The organism is Streptomyces yongxingensis (assembly GCF_055597465.1).
This window is the reverse complement of record NZ_CM145717.1, coordinates 5208562-5224141: the sequence shown is the minus strand read 5'-3', so window position 1 is coordinate 5224141 and position 15580 is coordinate 5208562. Positions and strand designations below refer to the sequence as shown.

General features: G+C 71.1%; 13 protein-coding genes. 5 read left to right on the top strand and 8 right to left on the bottom strand.

Features of this window, described 5'->3' with window-relative positions:
• The first annotated feature begins 55 nt into the window (after positions 1-55).
• Entirely contained in the window at positions 56-997 is a 942-nt protein-coding gene (hemB, locus tag ACZ6TD_RS22280) for a porphobilinogen synthase (protein ID WP_471357945.1), read from the top strand.
• A 100-nt stretch (positions 998-1097) separates the two neighbouring features.
• Here hemB and ACZ6TD_RS22275 read toward each other — a convergent pair whose 3' ends face one another.
• The 4 genes from ACZ6TD_RS22275 to ACZ6TD_RS22260 are packed head-to-tail and all read right to left on the bottom strand — an operon-like array spanning position 1098 to position 4559.
• On the bottom strand, positions 1098-1319 hold the full coding sequence (locus ACZ6TD_RS22275; RefSeq protein ID WP_471356668.1) for a hypothetical protein: 222 nt from the start codon (positions 1317-1319) through the stop codon (positions 1098-1100).
• A gap of 14 nt (positions 1320-1333) precedes the next feature.
• Complete coding sequence (locus ACZ6TD_RS22270) at positions 1334-3013, bottom strand: sodium:solute symporter family protein (RefSeq protein WP_471356665.1); 1680 nt, start codon at positions 3011-3013, stop codon at positions 1334-1336.
• Positions 3013-3633, bottom strand: a complete 621-nt coding sequence (locus ACZ6TD_RS22265; protein ID WP_471356663.1) for a nucleoside/nucleotide kinase family protein — start codon at positions 3631-3633, stop codon at positions 3013-3015. Before ACZ6TD_RS22265 ends, ACZ6TD_RS22270 begins: the two co-directional genes overlap by 1 nt.
• A 59-nt stretch (positions 3634-3692) precedes the next feature.
• Positions 3693-4559 (bottom strand): sugar phosphate isomerase/epimerase family protein, encoded by an 867-nt coding sequence (locus tag ACZ6TD_RS22260; RefSeq protein ID WP_471356660.1) that lies wholly within the window; start codon positions 4557-4559, stop codon positions 3693-3695.
• Between the two features lie 170 nt (positions 4560-4729).
• On the opposite strand from ACZ6TD_RS22260, the gene ACZ6TD_RS22255 reads away from it, so the two are divergent.
• Complete coding sequence (locus ACZ6TD_RS22255; protein ID WP_471356658.1) at positions 4730-5938, top strand: ROK family transcriptional regulator; 1209 nt, start codon at positions 4730-4732, stop codon at positions 5936-5938.
• A gap of 153 nt (positions 5939-6091) precedes the next feature.
• Entirely contained in the window at positions 6092-6973 is an 882-nt protein-coding gene (locus ACZ6TD_RS22250) for a D-alanyl-D-alanine carboxypeptidase family protein (RefSeq protein WP_471356655.1), read from the top strand.
• Between the two features lie 85 nt (positions 6974-7058).
• On the opposite strand, the gene ACZ6TD_RS22245 is transcribed toward ACZ6TD_RS22250, so the two are convergent.
• Positions 7059-7646 carry an AMIN-like domain-containing (lipo)protein gene (locus ACZ6TD_RS22245; protein WP_471357942.1) on the bottom strand — a complete coding sequence of 196 codons (588 nt, stop codon included), beginning with the start codon at positions 7644-7646 and terminating at the stop codon, positions 7059-7061.
• Positions 7647-7860: 214 nt separating this feature from the next.
• Here ACZ6TD_RS22245 and ACZ6TD_RS22240 point away from each other — a divergent pair, with 214 nt between their 5' ends.
• Positions 7861-9354: an alpha/beta hydrolase gene (locus ACZ6TD_RS22240; RefSeq protein WP_471356653.1), complete on the top strand. Its 1494-nt coding sequence runs from the start codon at positions 7861-7863 to the stop codon at positions 9352-9354.
• Between the two features lie 77 nt (positions 9355-9431).
• Here the strand turns inward: ACZ6TD_RS22240 and argS are convergent, their stop codons facing one another.
• Entirely contained in the window at positions 9432-11219 is a 1788-nt protein-coding gene (gene argS / locus ACZ6TD_RS22235) for an arginine--tRNA ligase (RefSeq protein ID WP_471356650.1), read from the bottom strand.
• 152 nt (positions 11220-11371) lie between these two features.
• On the opposite strand from argS, the gene lysS reads away from it, so the two are divergent.
• Positions 11372-13120 (top strand): lysine--tRNA ligase, encoded by a 1749-nt coding sequence (gene lysS, locus ACZ6TD_RS22230; protein WP_471356648.1) that lies wholly within the window; start codon positions 11372-11374, stop codon positions 13118-13120.
• A gap of 82 nt (positions 13121-13202) precedes the next feature.
• Here lysS and ACZ6TD_RS22225 read toward each other — a convergent pair whose 3' ends face one another.
• Entirely contained in the window at positions 13203-14660 is a 1458-nt protein-coding gene (locus tag ACZ6TD_RS22225; RefSeq protein ID WP_471356645.1) for a DUF2637 domain-containing protein, read from the bottom strand.
• Positions 14661-14757: 97 nt separating this feature from the next.
• The gene (locus ACZ6TD_RS22220; RefSeq protein ID WP_471356643.1) at positions 14758-15462 is read right to left on the bottom strand and encodes a hypothetical protein; all 705 of its coding nucleotides are present in this window, start codon (positions 15460-15462) and stop codon (positions 14758-14760) included.
• Positions 15463-15580 lie beyond the last annotated feature (118 nt).

The window sequence follows — 15580 nt, the reverse complement described above, 5'->3', positions numbered from 1 at the left end:
CTCGTACGGCAGCTTCCCCGGTACGCGGCCGCGCCGGCTGCGCACCACGCCCGCGATGCGGCGCATGGTCGCGGAGACCCGGCTGCACCCGGCCGAGCTGATCCTGCCCGCGTTCGTCCGCGAGGGCGTGACCGAGCCGGTGCCGCTGCAGTCGATGCCGGGCGTGGTCCAGCACAGCCGGGACACGCTGCGGAAGGCGGCGGCCGAGGCGGTCGCCGCGGGGCTCGGCGGGATCATGCTCTTCGGGGTGCCGGAGGAGTCCAAGAAGGACGCGGTCGGCACCCCCGGCACCGACCCGGACGGGATCCTCCAGGTGGCGATCCGCGATGTGCGCGCCGAGGTCGGCGACGACCTCGTGATCATGTCCGACCTCTGCCTGGATGAGCACACCGACCACGGCCACTGCGGCGTCCTGGACGCCGAGGGCCGGATCGACAACGACGCCACCCTGGAGCGGTACGCGGAGATGGCCCGCGCCCAGGCCGACGCGGGCGTCCACACGGTCGGCCCGAGCGGCATGATGGACGGCCAGGTCGGCGTCGTCCGCGACGCGCTCGACGGCGCGGGGTACCAGGACGTGTCGATCCTCGCCTACACCGCGAAGTACGCCTCCGCCTTCTACGGACCGTTCCGCGAGGCGGTGGGCTCCTCGCTGAAGGGCGACCGCAAGACCTACCAGCAGGACCCGCCCAACGCCCGCGAGTCGCTGCGCGAGCTGGAGCTGGACCTGGCCGAGGGCGCGGACATGGTCATGGTCAAGCCGGCCCTGCCGTACCTGGACATCCTGCGGCAGATCGCCGACGCCGTGGACGTGCCGGTGGCCGCGTACCAGATCTCAGGTGAGTACGCGATGGTCGAGGCGGCCGCGGCCAACGGCTGGATCGACCGTGACCGCGCCATCATGGAGACGCTGACCTCGGTCCGGCGCGCGGGCGCGGGAATGATCCTCACGTACTGGGCGACCGAGGTGGCCCAGCGGCTGAACCGCGGGGAGTGACACTCCACCGCGCGGATTGAGCACGAGGCGCGCGGAATGACCACGAGGCCGGGGGCGCGGAGCCCCCGGCCTTCGCGTCACCGGTCCTCCGGCCTTCGCGTCACCGGTCCTCGCGTCCCTGCGGGGCCAGCTTGGCCCAGGCCGCGAACGCCGCCGCCACGGCCAGCAGGCCGAGGCCGATCCACAGGTTGATGCGGATGCCGTCGGCCTTGGCCACCTCGGCGGGGCTGTCCGTCACGCCCAGCACGGTCAGCACCGCGCCGTACAGGCCGAGCAGCCCGGCGATGAGCCACCGCACGTCGAAGGTCTTTCCCGGGGTCATCGGGTTCTCTCCATTCATACGGCCACCACCAGCCAGACGCTCAGAGCCGCTGTCAGGGTCAGGATGACGCTCCCCAGCACCACCGGGGACTTCCACCACGGCTGCCGCACCAGCGCCTCATGGGCGTCCGGCGAGTCGGGGTCGGGCAGGCCCCACACCAGACCGGCCAGTTCCGCGACCGGCTTCGGCTTGGTGACGAAGGTGACCGCGACCGTGACGACCGCGTCCACGACGAAGGCGAAGAGCGCGCCGTAGAAGTTGGCCATCTGGGCGTTGATCGTGTCGTGCGGGCCGACCTCGCCGCCGGGGTAGAACCAGCCGATGTGGTACGCCGAGAGATGGGCCGCGGCCGCCGCGACCGTGCCGGAGAGCATGCCCCAGAAGCCCGCCCACGGGGTGACCCGCTTCCAGAACATCGCCAGCAGGAAGGTCGCGAACAGCGGTGAGTTGAAGAACGAGAACAGCAGTTGGATGTAGTTCTGGATGTTGTTGTACTCGGAGGCGACGAACGCGGCGGCCACGCTCACCGCGATGCCCGCGACCGTGGCGTAGCGCCCGGCCTTGAGGTAGTAGCGGTCCTCACGCCCCCTGACCACGTACGGCTTCCAGATGTCGTACGTGAACACCGTGTTGAAGCCGGAGATGTTGGCCGCCATGCCCGCCATGAAGGCCGCCAGCAGCCCGGTGAGCGCGATGCCGAGCACGCCGTTCGGCAGGAAACGCTGCATCATCTCGGGGATCACGTCGTTGTACGTGGGCCCGCCGGGCTTCCCCAGCTTGGGGATGATGACCAGCGCGATCATGCCGGGGACCACGGTGAACAGCGGCAGCGCCATCTTGGGGAAGGCCGCGATCAGCGGGGTGCGGCGGGCCGCGTTGAGGTCCTTGGCGGCCAGGGACCGCTGCACCTCGGCGAAGTTGGTGGTCCAGTAGCCGAAGGCGAGGACGAAGCCCTCGCCCATCGCCAGGCCGATCCAGTCGCCCAGCGGATTGGTCCAGTGGCCCGGTGTGGTGCCCTGCCAGGTGTGCAGCAGGCTGGGGTCCTGCACGGCCTCCCGCAGGCCGCTGAAGCCGCCCACGTAGTGCAGTCCGATGACGACGATCGGGATCAGCCCGGCGAGGATCACGAAGAACTGAAGCACCTCGCCGTAGATCGCGCCCGCGAGCCCGCCCAGGGTGATGTACGCGAGGACGAAGACCGCCGACAGCAGGATGGACAGCCACAGCGGCCAGCCGATCAGCAGCTTGACGATCAGGGCGAGCGCGAAGAGGTTCACCCCGGCCAGCAGCATCTGCGCCACGGCGAAGACGACGCTGTTGAGGAGGTGGGTCTGGTTGTTGAAGCGGCGGCGCAGATACTCCGAGACGCTGTGGACCCGCGTCGAGTAGTAGAACGGCATCATCACGACGCCGAGGAAGACCATCGCGGGGATGGCGCCGAGCCAGTAGAAGTGCACCGCGGCGGCGCCGTACTGGGCGCCGTTGGCCGCGCCGCCGATGATCTCCAGGGCGCCGAGGTTGGCGGATATGAAGGCCAGGCCGGTGATCCATGCGGGCATCGAGCGCCCGGCGAGGAAGAAGTCACCGGTGGTGCGGACGGCCCGCTTGGTGGTGATGCCGATGGCGATGATCGCGCCGAAGTAGACGGTGAGCAGGAACCAGTCGACGGCCCCGAGGCTGAGCGTGCCGGTCATCACCGGCCCCTGACCACGAAGTCGGCGGCCGCCCGCCCGGGGGCCACCAGCCGGGCGTTGGCCTCGTCGGAGGTGAGGACGAAGCGCTCGGCCTCGTCGCGCGGTTTGCCGAACCGCTCATGGCGCTCGATCAGCCGGCGCACCCGCTCCTCGGTGTCCAGGTCGACCCACCAGGTCTCGTCCAGCAGCTCGCGCACCGGGAGCCAGGGCGCCGCGTCCAGCAGCAGGTAGTTCCCCTCGGTGATCACCAGCGGGATCTCCGGCTCCACCGGGATGGTGCCCGCGACCGGCTGCTCGAGCTCGCGGTCGAACCCCGGCGCGTAGACGACCTCCTCGGTGCGCGGCGCCCGCAGCCGCCGCAGCAGCGCGGTGTAGCCGTACGGATCGAAGGTCTCCGGCGCGCCCTTGCGGCCGATCAGGCCGAGTCGGCGCAGCTCGGCGTCGGCGAGGTGGAAGCCGTCCATGGGCACCAGGACGGCCCGGTCGGCGCCGAGGGCGTCGACCAGGTGCTCGGCGAGGGTGGTCTTGCCGGCCCCGGGTGGTCCGGCGATGCCGAGCAGACGGCGGCCGCCTGCGTCGGCCAGGCGCTGAGCGCGCTCAAGGAGGTGCTGGGGAGTCATAGCGGGCGCTTTCGGCGATTTCGGGGATTTTACGGGACGCGGGTGATGGGGCGGGATGCTCAGACCGCCGCGTGGGCGGCCTTGAGCTGGTCGGCGATGTACGAGCGGGCGTGGGTGGCGAGGTCGGCGCCGTCGGCCCACAGGTCGCGCCAGACGGCGAGGTCGTGGGAGAGGCCGGGGGCGACCACGGCGGAGGAGAAGGACTCGAAGGTGATCGGGCCCTGGTAGCCGATGTCCGCGAGGGCGTGGAAGAAGGCGGGGAAGTCCACGGTGCCGGAGCCGAGGTAGCCGCGGTGGGACTCGCCGATGTGGACGTAGCCGAGGCGGTCGCCGCAGGCGCGGACGGGGCGGGCGAAGTCCTGCTCCTCGATGTTCATGTGGTACGTGTCGAGGTGGACCACCACATTGGCCGCGCCGATCTCGTCGATCAGCTCCAGGCACTGCCGTGCGGTGTTGACCAGGTTGGACTCGTAGCGGTTGACCACCTCCAGGCCGAGGGTCACCCCGAGCCCGTCGGCCTCGGCGGCGAGCCTGCGCAGGGCCTGGACGGCGTGTTCGCGGCCCTTGGGGGTCGGCGGGTGGCCGTACTTGCCGAGCGCGCCGTAGAGCACCCCGCCGAAGTAGTGGCCGCCGAGGCCATGGGTGAGGTGGAGGGCCTGGCGCAGCAGCGCCTCGCCGCGGGCGGCGGTCGCGGGGTCCTCGGCGGAGACGTCGGAGTCGAAGGCGAGGCCGCGGGAGCAGGCGACGCCGAGCTCGTGGGCGGCGAGCACGTCGCGGGTGGCCTTCACATCGACGATCCCGGGGTCGTGGAGGGATATCTCGACCAGGTCGTAGCCGGCCTCGCGGCTGCGGGCGGCGGCGGTCCGGGCGCCCTCGGGCGTCCAGTCGCCGGTCCACACGAGTGCGTGCACTCCGAGGTCGTTCATGGCGATCCCTTCTCCTGCCTGCCCTTCGGGCGTGCTGTGCGGCGTTGCCCGCCTGATGTTACGCAGCTTTTGCGTGAAGGCAATACATAAGTCTTCTTGGGGTCGGTCGTAAAGGGAGGTACGGTGTGGGCGGTACCGAACAGAGCGTGAACAGCGGAGGACAGGGCCCAGTGACGGAGGCGGTCTCGGCAGGTCAGCCAGCACAGGCGCATCCCACGGGCCCCGGGGCGGTGCTGGCGCTCATCCGCGGCGGCCGTGCCACCACCCGCGCCCAGCTGATGGCGGCCACCGGGCTCTCCCGGTCGACCATGGCCACCCGGCTGGAGGCGTTGACCGAGGCGGGCTATCTGGAGGTGTCCGGCGCGGCCGACTCCACCGGCGGCCGCCCGGCGGGCTCCTTCCGGCTGCGCCCCGACTCCGGAGTGCTGCTGGTGGCCGACATCGGCGGCAGCCATGTGCACACCGCGCTCGCCGACATGGCCTGTGACGTCCTCGTCGCGCACCGCCGGGACCTCGATGTGGCCGAGGGGCCGGAGGCGGTGCTCGGCCAGGTGGCCGCCGACTTCCGGCGGCTGCTGAAGGAGGCCGGCGAGCCCGCCGAGCGGGTGCGCGGCATCGGCATCGGCGTGCCGGGCCCGGTCGAGTCGGGCACCGGCCGGGTGGTCAGCCCGCCCATCATGACCGGCTGGGACGGCTATACGGTGCCGGACTTCTTCCGCGACACCTACGACTGCCCGGTGCTGGCCGACAAGGACACCAATCTGATGGCGCTGGGCGAGCACCGGGTCAACTGGCCCGAGGTCCGGCATCTGCTCTTCGTCAAGGCGGGCACCGGCATCGGCTCCGGTCTGGTGCTCGGCGGGCGGCTCCACCACGGCTCCCAGGGCGCTGCGGGCGACATCGGCCACATCCCCGCCCCCGGGCTCGACGAGACCTCCCCGGACGCGCCCCTGTGCCGCTGCGGCAACTCCGGCTGCCTGGAGGCGGTGGCCGGCGGCTGGGCCCTGGTGCGCGACCTCACCGCCGCCGGGCACGAGGTGGCCACCACCGACGATGTGGTGCGCCTGGTGCGTTCCGGCAACGGCGACGCCGTACGGCTGCTGCGCCACGCCGGGCGCCTGCTCGGGCAGGGCGTCGCCGACGCGGTCAGCCTGCTCAACCCCTCGATCCTGGTGGTCGGCGGCGGCCTCGCCCATGCCCAGGAGCATCTGATCGCCGGTATCCGGGAGGTCACCTACCGCCGCTCGCTTCCCCTGGCCACGCGGGACCTGCGGGTCGTCCTCTCCCCACTGGCCACCCGCGCGGGCGTCACCGGCGCGGCCCACATGGTCGCGGACGCCCTCTTCGCCCCGGCGGCGGTCGACTCCCAACTGCGGTGACGCACCCGGCGCACAGGCGCACCCGGGGGAATTTCCAGGAAATCTCGGCGGAGGGCACATCCATCGGGCCCTCTTGGAAGTCTGACCAGGGAGCGGCCCTGTGATGCGGCCGCAGGCCAGGGGCATTTGGAGATATTCACGTTGAAAACCGGTATGAAAGGTCTACGTCGCGTATCCGCGGTCACGATCACCGCTGGAGCCGTGCTGACGGCGGGGGCGTTCACCGCCTCCGCGCAGGCCGCGACGACCGCTACTCCCACGATCGCCGCCAAGGGCGGGTTCGTGATGAACAACGCCACGGGGAAGAGCCTGTTCACCAAGGCCGCGGACACCCGTCTTTCCACCGGCTCCACCACCAAGATCATGACCGCCCGGGTGGTGCTCGCGCAGCCGAACCTCAACCTGGACGCCAAGGTCACGGTCCAGAAGGCGTACAGCGACTACATCGTCGACAACAACTGGGCCTCCTCGGCCAAGCTGATCGTCGGCGACAAGGTCACTGTCCGCCAGCTGCTGTACGGGCTGATGCTGCCGTCCGGCTGTGACGCGGCGTACGCGCTGGCGGACAAGTTCGGCACCGGCTCCACCCGGGCCGCGCGGGTGAAGTCGTTCATCGGCAAGATGAACACCACGGCCAAGTCCCTCGGGCTGACGAACACCCACTTCGACTCGTTCGACGGCATCGGGCACGGCGCCAACTACTCCACGCCGCGCGATCTGACCAAGCTGGCCAGCAGCGCGATGAAGTACTCCACGTTCCGTTCGGTCGTGAAGACCAAGTCGACCAAGCAGAAGGTGACCACGAAGAACGGCGGCTACCGCTACATGTCGTGGACCAACACCAACAACCTGCTGGGCAGCTACTCGGGCACCATCGGCGTCAAGACCGGTTCGGGTCCGGAGGCCAAGTACTGCCTGGTCTTCGCCGCCACCCGGAACGGGAAGACGATGATCGGCACCGTCCTCGCCTCCACCTCGGTGGACAACCGTACGAAGGACGCGAAGAAGCTGATGGACTACGGCTTCAGCAGGTAGCCGTCACCCGCGGCACAGCGAGGGGCCTGCCCCGCGAACCATTCGGGTCGCGGGGCAGGCCCTTTTTGTGGCTCCGGCGCCGTGCTCAGCGCACCGCGTTCCAGGAGTGCGCCACGTCCACCACGACGTGCCCGTCGGTCTGGAAGACCCGGAACGGCAGCCGTGCCCGCACCCCGAGGCCGACCTGGGTCTCACCCTCGAAGCTGGCGCCGAAGCGGGTGTCCCGGAAGGTCTGGTAGCCGGAGATGTCCACCCCCGGCAGCGGCTTGCGCGCCCGCCCCGGGTACGACTCGGCGCCGCTGCCCGGGTCGTAGCTCGGCGCGGACACATGGATGTCCAGGATCGCGCCGCCGCGGACCGGGATCTCCTCGCCCGAGCCGTCCTGGTACAGGGTGTTCACATACCCCACGCGGTAGCCGACGCGATCGGCGGCCGTGGCCCCCTTCACGTCGAACACGATGCGGTCGTAGCACGCGTGCCGGCCCGTCCTGACGTTCCCCAGCGGTGCGTGTCCCGCCGGTTGGGCCGTCTTCTCGCCGCTGCCCCAGCCGGTCTCACAGGTCGTCGCCGCCTTGGCCGCGGTCGGCGTGACGGCCCCGGCCGTCCCCGCCGTCGCCGCCAGCGCGCCGCCCGCGAGCGCCGTCGCCGCGAGTGCGGTCCCCCACCGTCGCATGGTCAAGCCCCCAATGGTCTGTTGTCCGTTGATGACAGGTGATTCACGGGGTTGGACGGACCGGGGCGGTGAGAGGTTGTCCTGGTCCGGGAAATGTGTCCCGAATGCTACGTGCGCGGGGGTACTCATGGCAGTCGCCCGGGGGTTTTCCCCCGAGCGGGTCGGCCGGTTGCCCGGATGGGACGGGAAGGCCGGTTCGACAAGGCTTGTGCACATGAGACCGACGACCGGCAGAACCGCCGCACTGGCCCTCGCCACCGCCGCCACCGCCTCCCTGCTCGGGGTCGCGTCCGCGAACGCGGTCCCGGGAGCTTTGGCCGATCCCACCACCGCCGCGCTCGACTGGGGCGCCTGCGAGGGCACCGGGCTCGACCCCCGTCAGGAATGCGCCACGCTCAAGGTGCCGCTGGACCACCGCGACCCCGGCGGCAAGCGGATCTCCCTCGCCGTCTCCCGCATCCCCAGCGAGCGGCCGCAGGCCCGCCGGGGCACCCTGCTGCTGATCCCGGGCGGCCCCGGATCGCCGGGTCTTGACCGGCCCAGCAGGCTCGGCAAGCGGCTGCCGAAGTCGGTGCGGGACGCGTACGACATCGTCAGCTTCGACCCGCGCGGCATGGGGAAGTCCACGCACACCGGATGCGATCTGAACCCCGCCGATCTGTCGCTGCTCGCCTCCCGCCCCTGGCCCGCCCCCGACGGGGACATCACGCGGAACATCACCACCGGCCGCCGCATCGCCGACACCTGCGCCCGCAACGGCGGCGAACTGCTGCGCACCATCAGCACCGTCAACGAGGCGCGGGACATCGACAGCGTCCGCCGGGCGCTCGGCGAGCGGAAGCTGTCCGCGTGGGGCGTCTCGTACGGGACGTATGTGGGCTCCGTCTACGCGCAGATGTTCCCCGAGCACACCGACCGCTGGGTGCTGGACAGCAATGACGACCCGGACCCGAAGCGGGTGGAGCGCCGCTGGCTGGCCAACTACGCCGTGGGCGTCGAGGACACCTTCCCCGACTTCGCCGCCTGGGCCTCCGCGCCCGACAGCCCCGTCCGGCTCGCCGAGACCCCCGACGGGGTGCGGCGGCGGGTCCTGGACCTCGCCGCCCGGCTGGACGCGAAGCCGCTGCCGTGGCCCGGCGCCAACCCGCCCGAGCTGAACGGCAACGCACTGCGCCAGAGCATGCTGAACGCCCTGTACTCCCGGGACGACTTCGAGGGCCTGGCCCGGCTGATCGTCGACGCGGACGCGGGCAAGGCGCCCGCCGAGGCACCGGCCGACCCCCCGCAGGACGCCGCGGCCGTGTCCCTCGCGACCATCTGCAACGACGTGGAGTGGCCCACCTCCCTGCCCGGCTACGCGCGGGATGTCGCCGCCAGCCGTAAGAGCCACCCGCTCACCGCGGGCATGCCGGTGAACGTCACCCCGTGCGCGTTCTGGCATGACGCGCCGCGGGACAAGCCGGTGCGGATCACCGATCAGGGGCCGTCGAACGTCCTGCTGGTGCAGAACAAGCGCGATGTGGCCACCCCGTACAGCGGGGCGCTGGGTCTCCGGCGGGCCTTTGGCGACCGGGCCCGGATGGTCGGCGTGGACGCGATGGGGCATGGCGCGGCGTACGTGGAGAACGGCAGCGCCTGCGCGGACCGGAGGGTGACGGACTTCCTGCTGACCGGTGAGCGGCCGAAGCACGATGTGCTCTGCCGGTGATGCATGTGACGAGCCACCGGTGAACGCGAGGAGCCCCGCCCCGGAAAGCCGGGGCGGGGCTCCTCACACGCGGTGGCTCAGAGGCGCTCGGGGGTGCGGATGCCCAGCAGGGACATGCCCTGCCCCAGCGTGCGCGCCGTGATGTCGCACAGGAAGAGGCGGTTCTCCACCTGGGCCGGGCCGCCCTCCGCCTTCAGGACCGGGCACTGGTCGTAGAAGGTCGTGTAGAGCGAGGCGAGCTGGTAGAGATACCCGGCGAGCTTGTGCGGCTCGTACCCGGCGGCCACCTCGCGCAGCGTCTCCCCGAACTGGTCGAGGTGCAGGCCCAGCGCCCGCTCGGCCGGGGCCAGCGGAAGCTCCGGGTGGGCCAGCGGCCGCTGCCCCTCCTCGGCGCGGCGCAGGATCGACTGGATCCGGGCGTACGCGTACTGGAGATAGACCGAGGTGTCCCCGTTGAGCGAGACCATCTGGTCGAGGTCGAACTTGTAGTCGCGCGAGGCGGAGGTGGACAGATCCGCGTACTTCACCGCGCCGACGCCGACCTGGGCGCCGCGCTCGAGGATCTCCTCCTCGCTGAGGCCGAGCTTCTCGCTCTTCTCCCGGACCACGGCCGCGGCCCGCTCGGTGGCCTCGTCCAGCAGGTCCTCCAGCCGCACCGTCTCGCCCGCGCGGGTCTTGAACGGCTTGCCGTCCTTGCCCAGGACGGTGCCGAAGGCGAGCTGCACGGCGTGCACCTGGTCATTGAGCCAGCCGATCCGGCGGGCGGTCTCGAAGACCATCTTGAAGTGCAGCGACTGCCGGGCGTCCACCACATACAGCAGGGTGTCGGCCTTCAGGTGCTGCACCCGGTCGCGGATCGCGGAGAGGTCGGTGGCCGCATAGCCGAAGCCGCCGTCGGACTTCTGGACGATCAGCGGCACCGGATTGCCCTCGGGGCCCTTGATGTCGTCGAAGAAGACGCACAGCGCACCCTCGGAGCGCACGGCGACGCCGGACTCCTCCAGCAGTCGGCAGGTCTCGGCCAGCATGTCGTTGTAACCCGACTCGCCGACCACGTCGGGGTCGTGGATCTCGATGTCCAGCTTGTCGAAGACCGAGTAGAAGTAGATCTTCGACTCGTCCACGAACTTCCGCCACAGGGCGATGGTCTCCTCGTCGCCCGCCTGGAGCTCCACCACCCGCCGCCGGGACCGCTCCTTGAACTCCGCGTCGGAGTCGAAGAGCGCCCGCGCGGCCTTGTAGAGCCGGTTGAGGTTGGACATGGCCTCCTCACCGGAGGAGGCGTCCTTGTGGTCCAGCTCGTGCGGGTGCTCGATCAGATACTGGATGAGCATGCCGAACTGGGTGCCCCAGTCGCCGATGTGGTGGCGGCGGATCACCTTCTCGCCCGCGAACTCCAGGATCCGCACCACCGCGTCGCCGATCACCGCCGAGCGCAGATGGCCGACGTGCATCTCCTTGGCCACATTGGGCTGGGCGTAGTCGATCACGGTGGTGCCGGGCGCCTGCGCGTACGGCACGCCGAGGCGGTCGTCGGCGGCGCGGGCGGCGAGGGTCGCGGTGATCGCGGAGTCGGCGATCGTGATGTTGAGGAAGCCGGGGCCGGAGACCTCGATGTCGGCGATCACCGGATCGGGGTCGGCCGAGGTGGCGGCGACCGGAAGGTGCGCCACGACCTTGGAGGCCAGCTCACGGGGGTTTCCCTTGAGCTGCTTGGCCAGCGCCAGCATCCCGTTGGCCTGGAAGTCGGCCCGGTCGCTTCGTCGCAGCAGCGGGTCCGCGGAGCCGGCCTCCGGCAGGGCAGCCGAGAGGGCGTCCGTGATGCGCTGATGGACCGTAGCGGCGAGGGAAGGGACCGAAGCCATGGAGTGCCATTCCGATAGTGGTGGTATGGACAACCCAGTATTTCACGGCGGGTCCAACGAATTCCCCGGCCTGTGGACAACCCGGGTCGGCCCGGCGGGCCCTGTGGGCAACTCCGGAGGGGTCTGTTCCGTCTGGGACAATGGGCGGTGCCATGACCGCTAGGAAGGAAGTGCCGACCGTGGCTCAGAGCACCGAGACCGACTGGGTCTCCCGATTCGCCGACGAGGTCATTGCCGAGGCGGAGCGCCGCGCCCCGGGCAAACCTGTCGTCGTCGCCTCGGGCCTCAGCCCGTCCGGCCCGATCCACCTCGGCAATCTGCGCGAGGTCATGACCCCGCACCTGGTCGCCGACGAGATCCGGCGCCGGGGCCGCGAGTGCGTGCACATCCTGTCCTGGGACGACTACGACCGGTATCGCAAGGTCCCGGCCGGGATCGACCCCTCCTGGTCCGAGCACATCGGCAAGCCGCTCACCTCGGTCCCGGCCCCGCCCGGGTCCCCGTATCCGAACTGGGCGGAGCACTTCAAGGCGCCGATGGCCGAGGCGCTGCGGGAGCTGGGCATCGAGTTCCACCCCATCAGCCAGACCGAGATGTACACCTCGGGGGCGTACCGGGAGCAGATCCTGCACGCGATGCGCCACCGCCGGGAGATCGACGCCGTCCTGGACCGGTACCGCACCAAGGACAAGCCCGGCGCCAAGAAGCCCAAGCAGCAGCAGAAGCCGGTGGACGAGGCCGAGCTGGCCGCCGCCGAGGGCTCGGGCGCGGCCGCCGAGGACGACGGCAGCGCGGGCGGGGCGGGTTACTACCCGTACAAGCCGTACTGCTCGGTCTGCGAGCGCGATGTGACCACGGTGACCTCGTACGACGACGAGACCACCGAGCTGACGTACGCGTGCGCGTGCGGCCACGGCGAGACCGTCCGCCTGAGCGAGCACCACCGCGGCAAGCTGGTCTGGAAGGTCGACTGGCCGATGCGCTGGGCGTACGAGGGCGTGGTCTTCGAGCCCTCGGGCGTCGACCACTCCTCGCCCGGCTCGTCCTATGTGGTCGGCGGCCAGATCGTCCGCGAGGTCTTCGGCGCCGAGCAGCCCATCGGCCCGATGTACGCGTTCGTGGGCATCAGCGGCATGGCCAAGATGTCCTCCTCCAAGGGCGGTGTGCCCACCCCGGCCGACGCGCTGGAGATCATGGAGGCGCCGCTGCTGCGCTGGCTGTACGCCCGCCGTCGGCCGAACCAGTCCTTCAAGATCGCCTTCGACCAGGAGATCCAGCGGACCTACGACGAGTGGGACGCGCTGGAGCGCAAGATCACCGAGGGCACGGCCCAGCCCGCGGACGCGGCCGCGTACAGCCGCGCGACCCGGACCGCCACGGGCGAGCTGCCGAGCACCCCGCGCCCGCTGCCGTACCGCACGCTGGCCTCGGTGGTGGACATCACCACCGGCCATGACGAGCAGACGCTGCGCATCCTCGGCGAGCTCGACCCCGACAATCCGGTGAAGTCCCTGGAGGAGACCCGGCCCCGGCTCGACAAGGCCGAGCGCTGGATCACCACCCAGGTCCCGGCCGACCAGCGCACCCGGGTCCGGGACGAGCCGGACACGGAGCGGCTGGCCGCGCTGGGCGACACCGAGCGGGAGTCGCTGCGGCTGCTGCTGGACGGCCTGGACGACCACTGGTCGCTGGACGGCCTCACCACGCTGGTCTACGGGGTGCCCAAGATCCAGGCGGGGCTGTCGCCGGAGGCCAAGCCGACGCCGGAGCTGAAGGTCGCCCAGCGGTCGTTCTTCGCGCTGCTCTACACCCTGCTGGTCGGGCGGGACACCGGCCCGCGGCTGCCCACGCTGCTGCTGGCGGTGGGGGCGGACCGGGTGCGCAAGCTGCTCGCGGCCTGACCTCTCCGGCTCCCGGGCGCCGGGCGGACGGCCTTACGGCCGCCGTCCGGCGTTCCGGCTTCGCGGGACGGCTCCGGGGTGGCTACGGGATGGCCTCGCGCTCCAGGCGGACGCGCTCCTTGAAGTCCTCGACGTACCCGGCCAGCTCGCTGTTGCTGAGGTCGTTCACGCCGTAGGTCTCCCGCAGCCGCTGCCCGAACTGGTAGGCGGAGGGGTACTTGCTGTGGTCGGCGAGGAACTGGCGGAAGGTCGCGTAGTAGACCTCCTCGCGCGGCACGTCGTCCGGTAGCCGGTTGAGCTGCTGCTCCGGCTGCTGCTCCTCGTACGCGTCACCCTCGGGCTCGCGCTGCTCCGGTACGTAGACGCCCTGATGGCTCCCCACGCCCTCACCGCCGAGCGGCCGCACCCGGCCGCCGGGCCCGACCGGCACGGTCAGCTGGGGCTGCTGGAGTTGCTGGAGTTGCTGGAGTTGCTGCGGCTGCCGCTCGGGCTGTGGCGCCTGGCCCGGGACCTGCCGGTCCTGCGGCTGGAGCTGCTGCGGCTGCTGTGCCTGCTGCGGGTGCTGTAGCTGCTGGGGCTGCTGCTCGACCGGCGCGGGGTGGGCGGCCGCCGGGTCGAAGGGCACGGCGTTCCGGCCGTCATGGCCCTGCCCGGCGGGCTGCTGGTACACCGGCAGGGGCAGCGAGAGCGGCAGCTCCTGCGTCTGGGGCTGCTGGGGGTGCTGCTGCGGGCCCGTGTCCGCCACGGCCCCCGGCGGGCCGTACGGGCCCGGCTGGGCCGCCAGGGACGCGCTCTTGGACCCCGTCCCGTCCGCCGCGGCCGACCGGCCCGAGGGGAGCGCGGTCGCCGACACAGTGGACGGGTCAAGACCGGCCGCCGCGAGCCCCGCCGGGGCGGTGTCCGCCAGCGGCAGCCCGTACCGCGCCAGCCGCAGCGGCATCAGCGACTCCACGGGCGCCTTACGGCGCCAGGACCGCCCGTAGCGGGCCCGCAGCCGGGCCTGGTAGACCAGCCGGTCCTGCTCCAGCCTGATGACCTCCTCGTAGCTGCGCAGCTCCCACAGCTTCATCCGGCGCCACAGCCGGAAGGTGGGCACCGGCGCGAGCAGCCAGCGGGTGATGCGGACCGACTCCATGTGCCGGTCCGCGGTGATGTCGGCGATCCGGCCGACCGCGTGCCGGGCGGCCTCGACGGAGACGACGAACAGGATCGGGATCACGGCGTGCATGCCGACGCCGACCGGGTCCGGCCAGGCGGCCGCGCCGTTGAAGGCGATGGTGGCCGCGGTCAGCAGCCAGGCGGTCTGGCGCAGCAGCGGGAAGGGAATGCGGATCCAGGTGAGCAGCAGATCCAGCGCGAGCAGGACCACGATCCCCGCGTCGATGCCGATCGGGAAGACATTGGCGAACTGGCCGAAGCCCTTGTCGAGGGCGAGATCGCGCACCGCGGCGTAGGAACCGGCGAAGCCGATCCCGGCGATCACCACCGCCCCGGTGACGACCACCCCGGCCAGTATTCGGTGCATCCGTGTCAGTTGCATCGCGGCCACCCGCGACCCCTCCCCGTCCTCAACAACAGCCGCATCAGCGTCGCATACACGTCAAGGCTCGTGGGCGGGAAGGGGTCGTGTCGGCGGGTCAGGCGCCGCTCTTGGCGCCCTTACCGATGGCGCCGACGGCCTCCTTGGCGGCGGACTTGGCGTCCTTGAGCAGGTCGGCCGCGTCCGGGGCCTTGGCGGTCTCATAGCCCGCGCCGTCGTACTGGAGGGTGATGACGACATTGGCGGTGCGGGCCACGACCGTCTGGTCGCGGAAGTCGTCGCCGTCCTTCTTCTCCTTGGTGCTGACCGTGGTCGCCTCGTCGCCGATGCCCGTGACCTTCTCGGTCTTGGGGTCGGTCACCTTTCCGGCGGTGGCGGCCCTGCTCGCCTGCTGGGCGGCGTACTCCCCGGCGCGCTTGTCGCCGGAGCCGAGCCCCGGGTCGGAGTGGAACAGCTTGAGGGAGACGGTCAGCGAGCGGTAGTCGAACTCGTCGAGGCCGCTCCACAGGCAGCTTGCCGATGTGTTGGTGTCGGCCGAGGGAAGGGCCTTGCCCTTCTTGTTCTGCGCCTTGGGGACGAGATCGTCGATCGTCTTCCCGGAGAGCGTGGAGCACACGTCGGGCAGCTTGCTGAACTTCGCCGCCGCGACGGTGGGTGAAGCGCTGGGCGAGCCGGGTCTCGCTGAGCCACCGGCGTTCTTGTCGTCCTTCTTGTCCGAGCCGGAGGAGCAGCCGGCGACGAGCACCACCGGTACGGTCGCGCAGGCGAGTATTCGGGCGAGTCGCGGGGCTGAACGGTGCATGGGTCCTTCGCTCATTCTCTGTCGATGGGCGGACGTGCCGCCCGCGTCATTAGTCGGCACGGTACGCGGCCGACGCGCGGGCGTCCCAATTTCCGAGGTCTCCGCGGGGCGGGGCCGG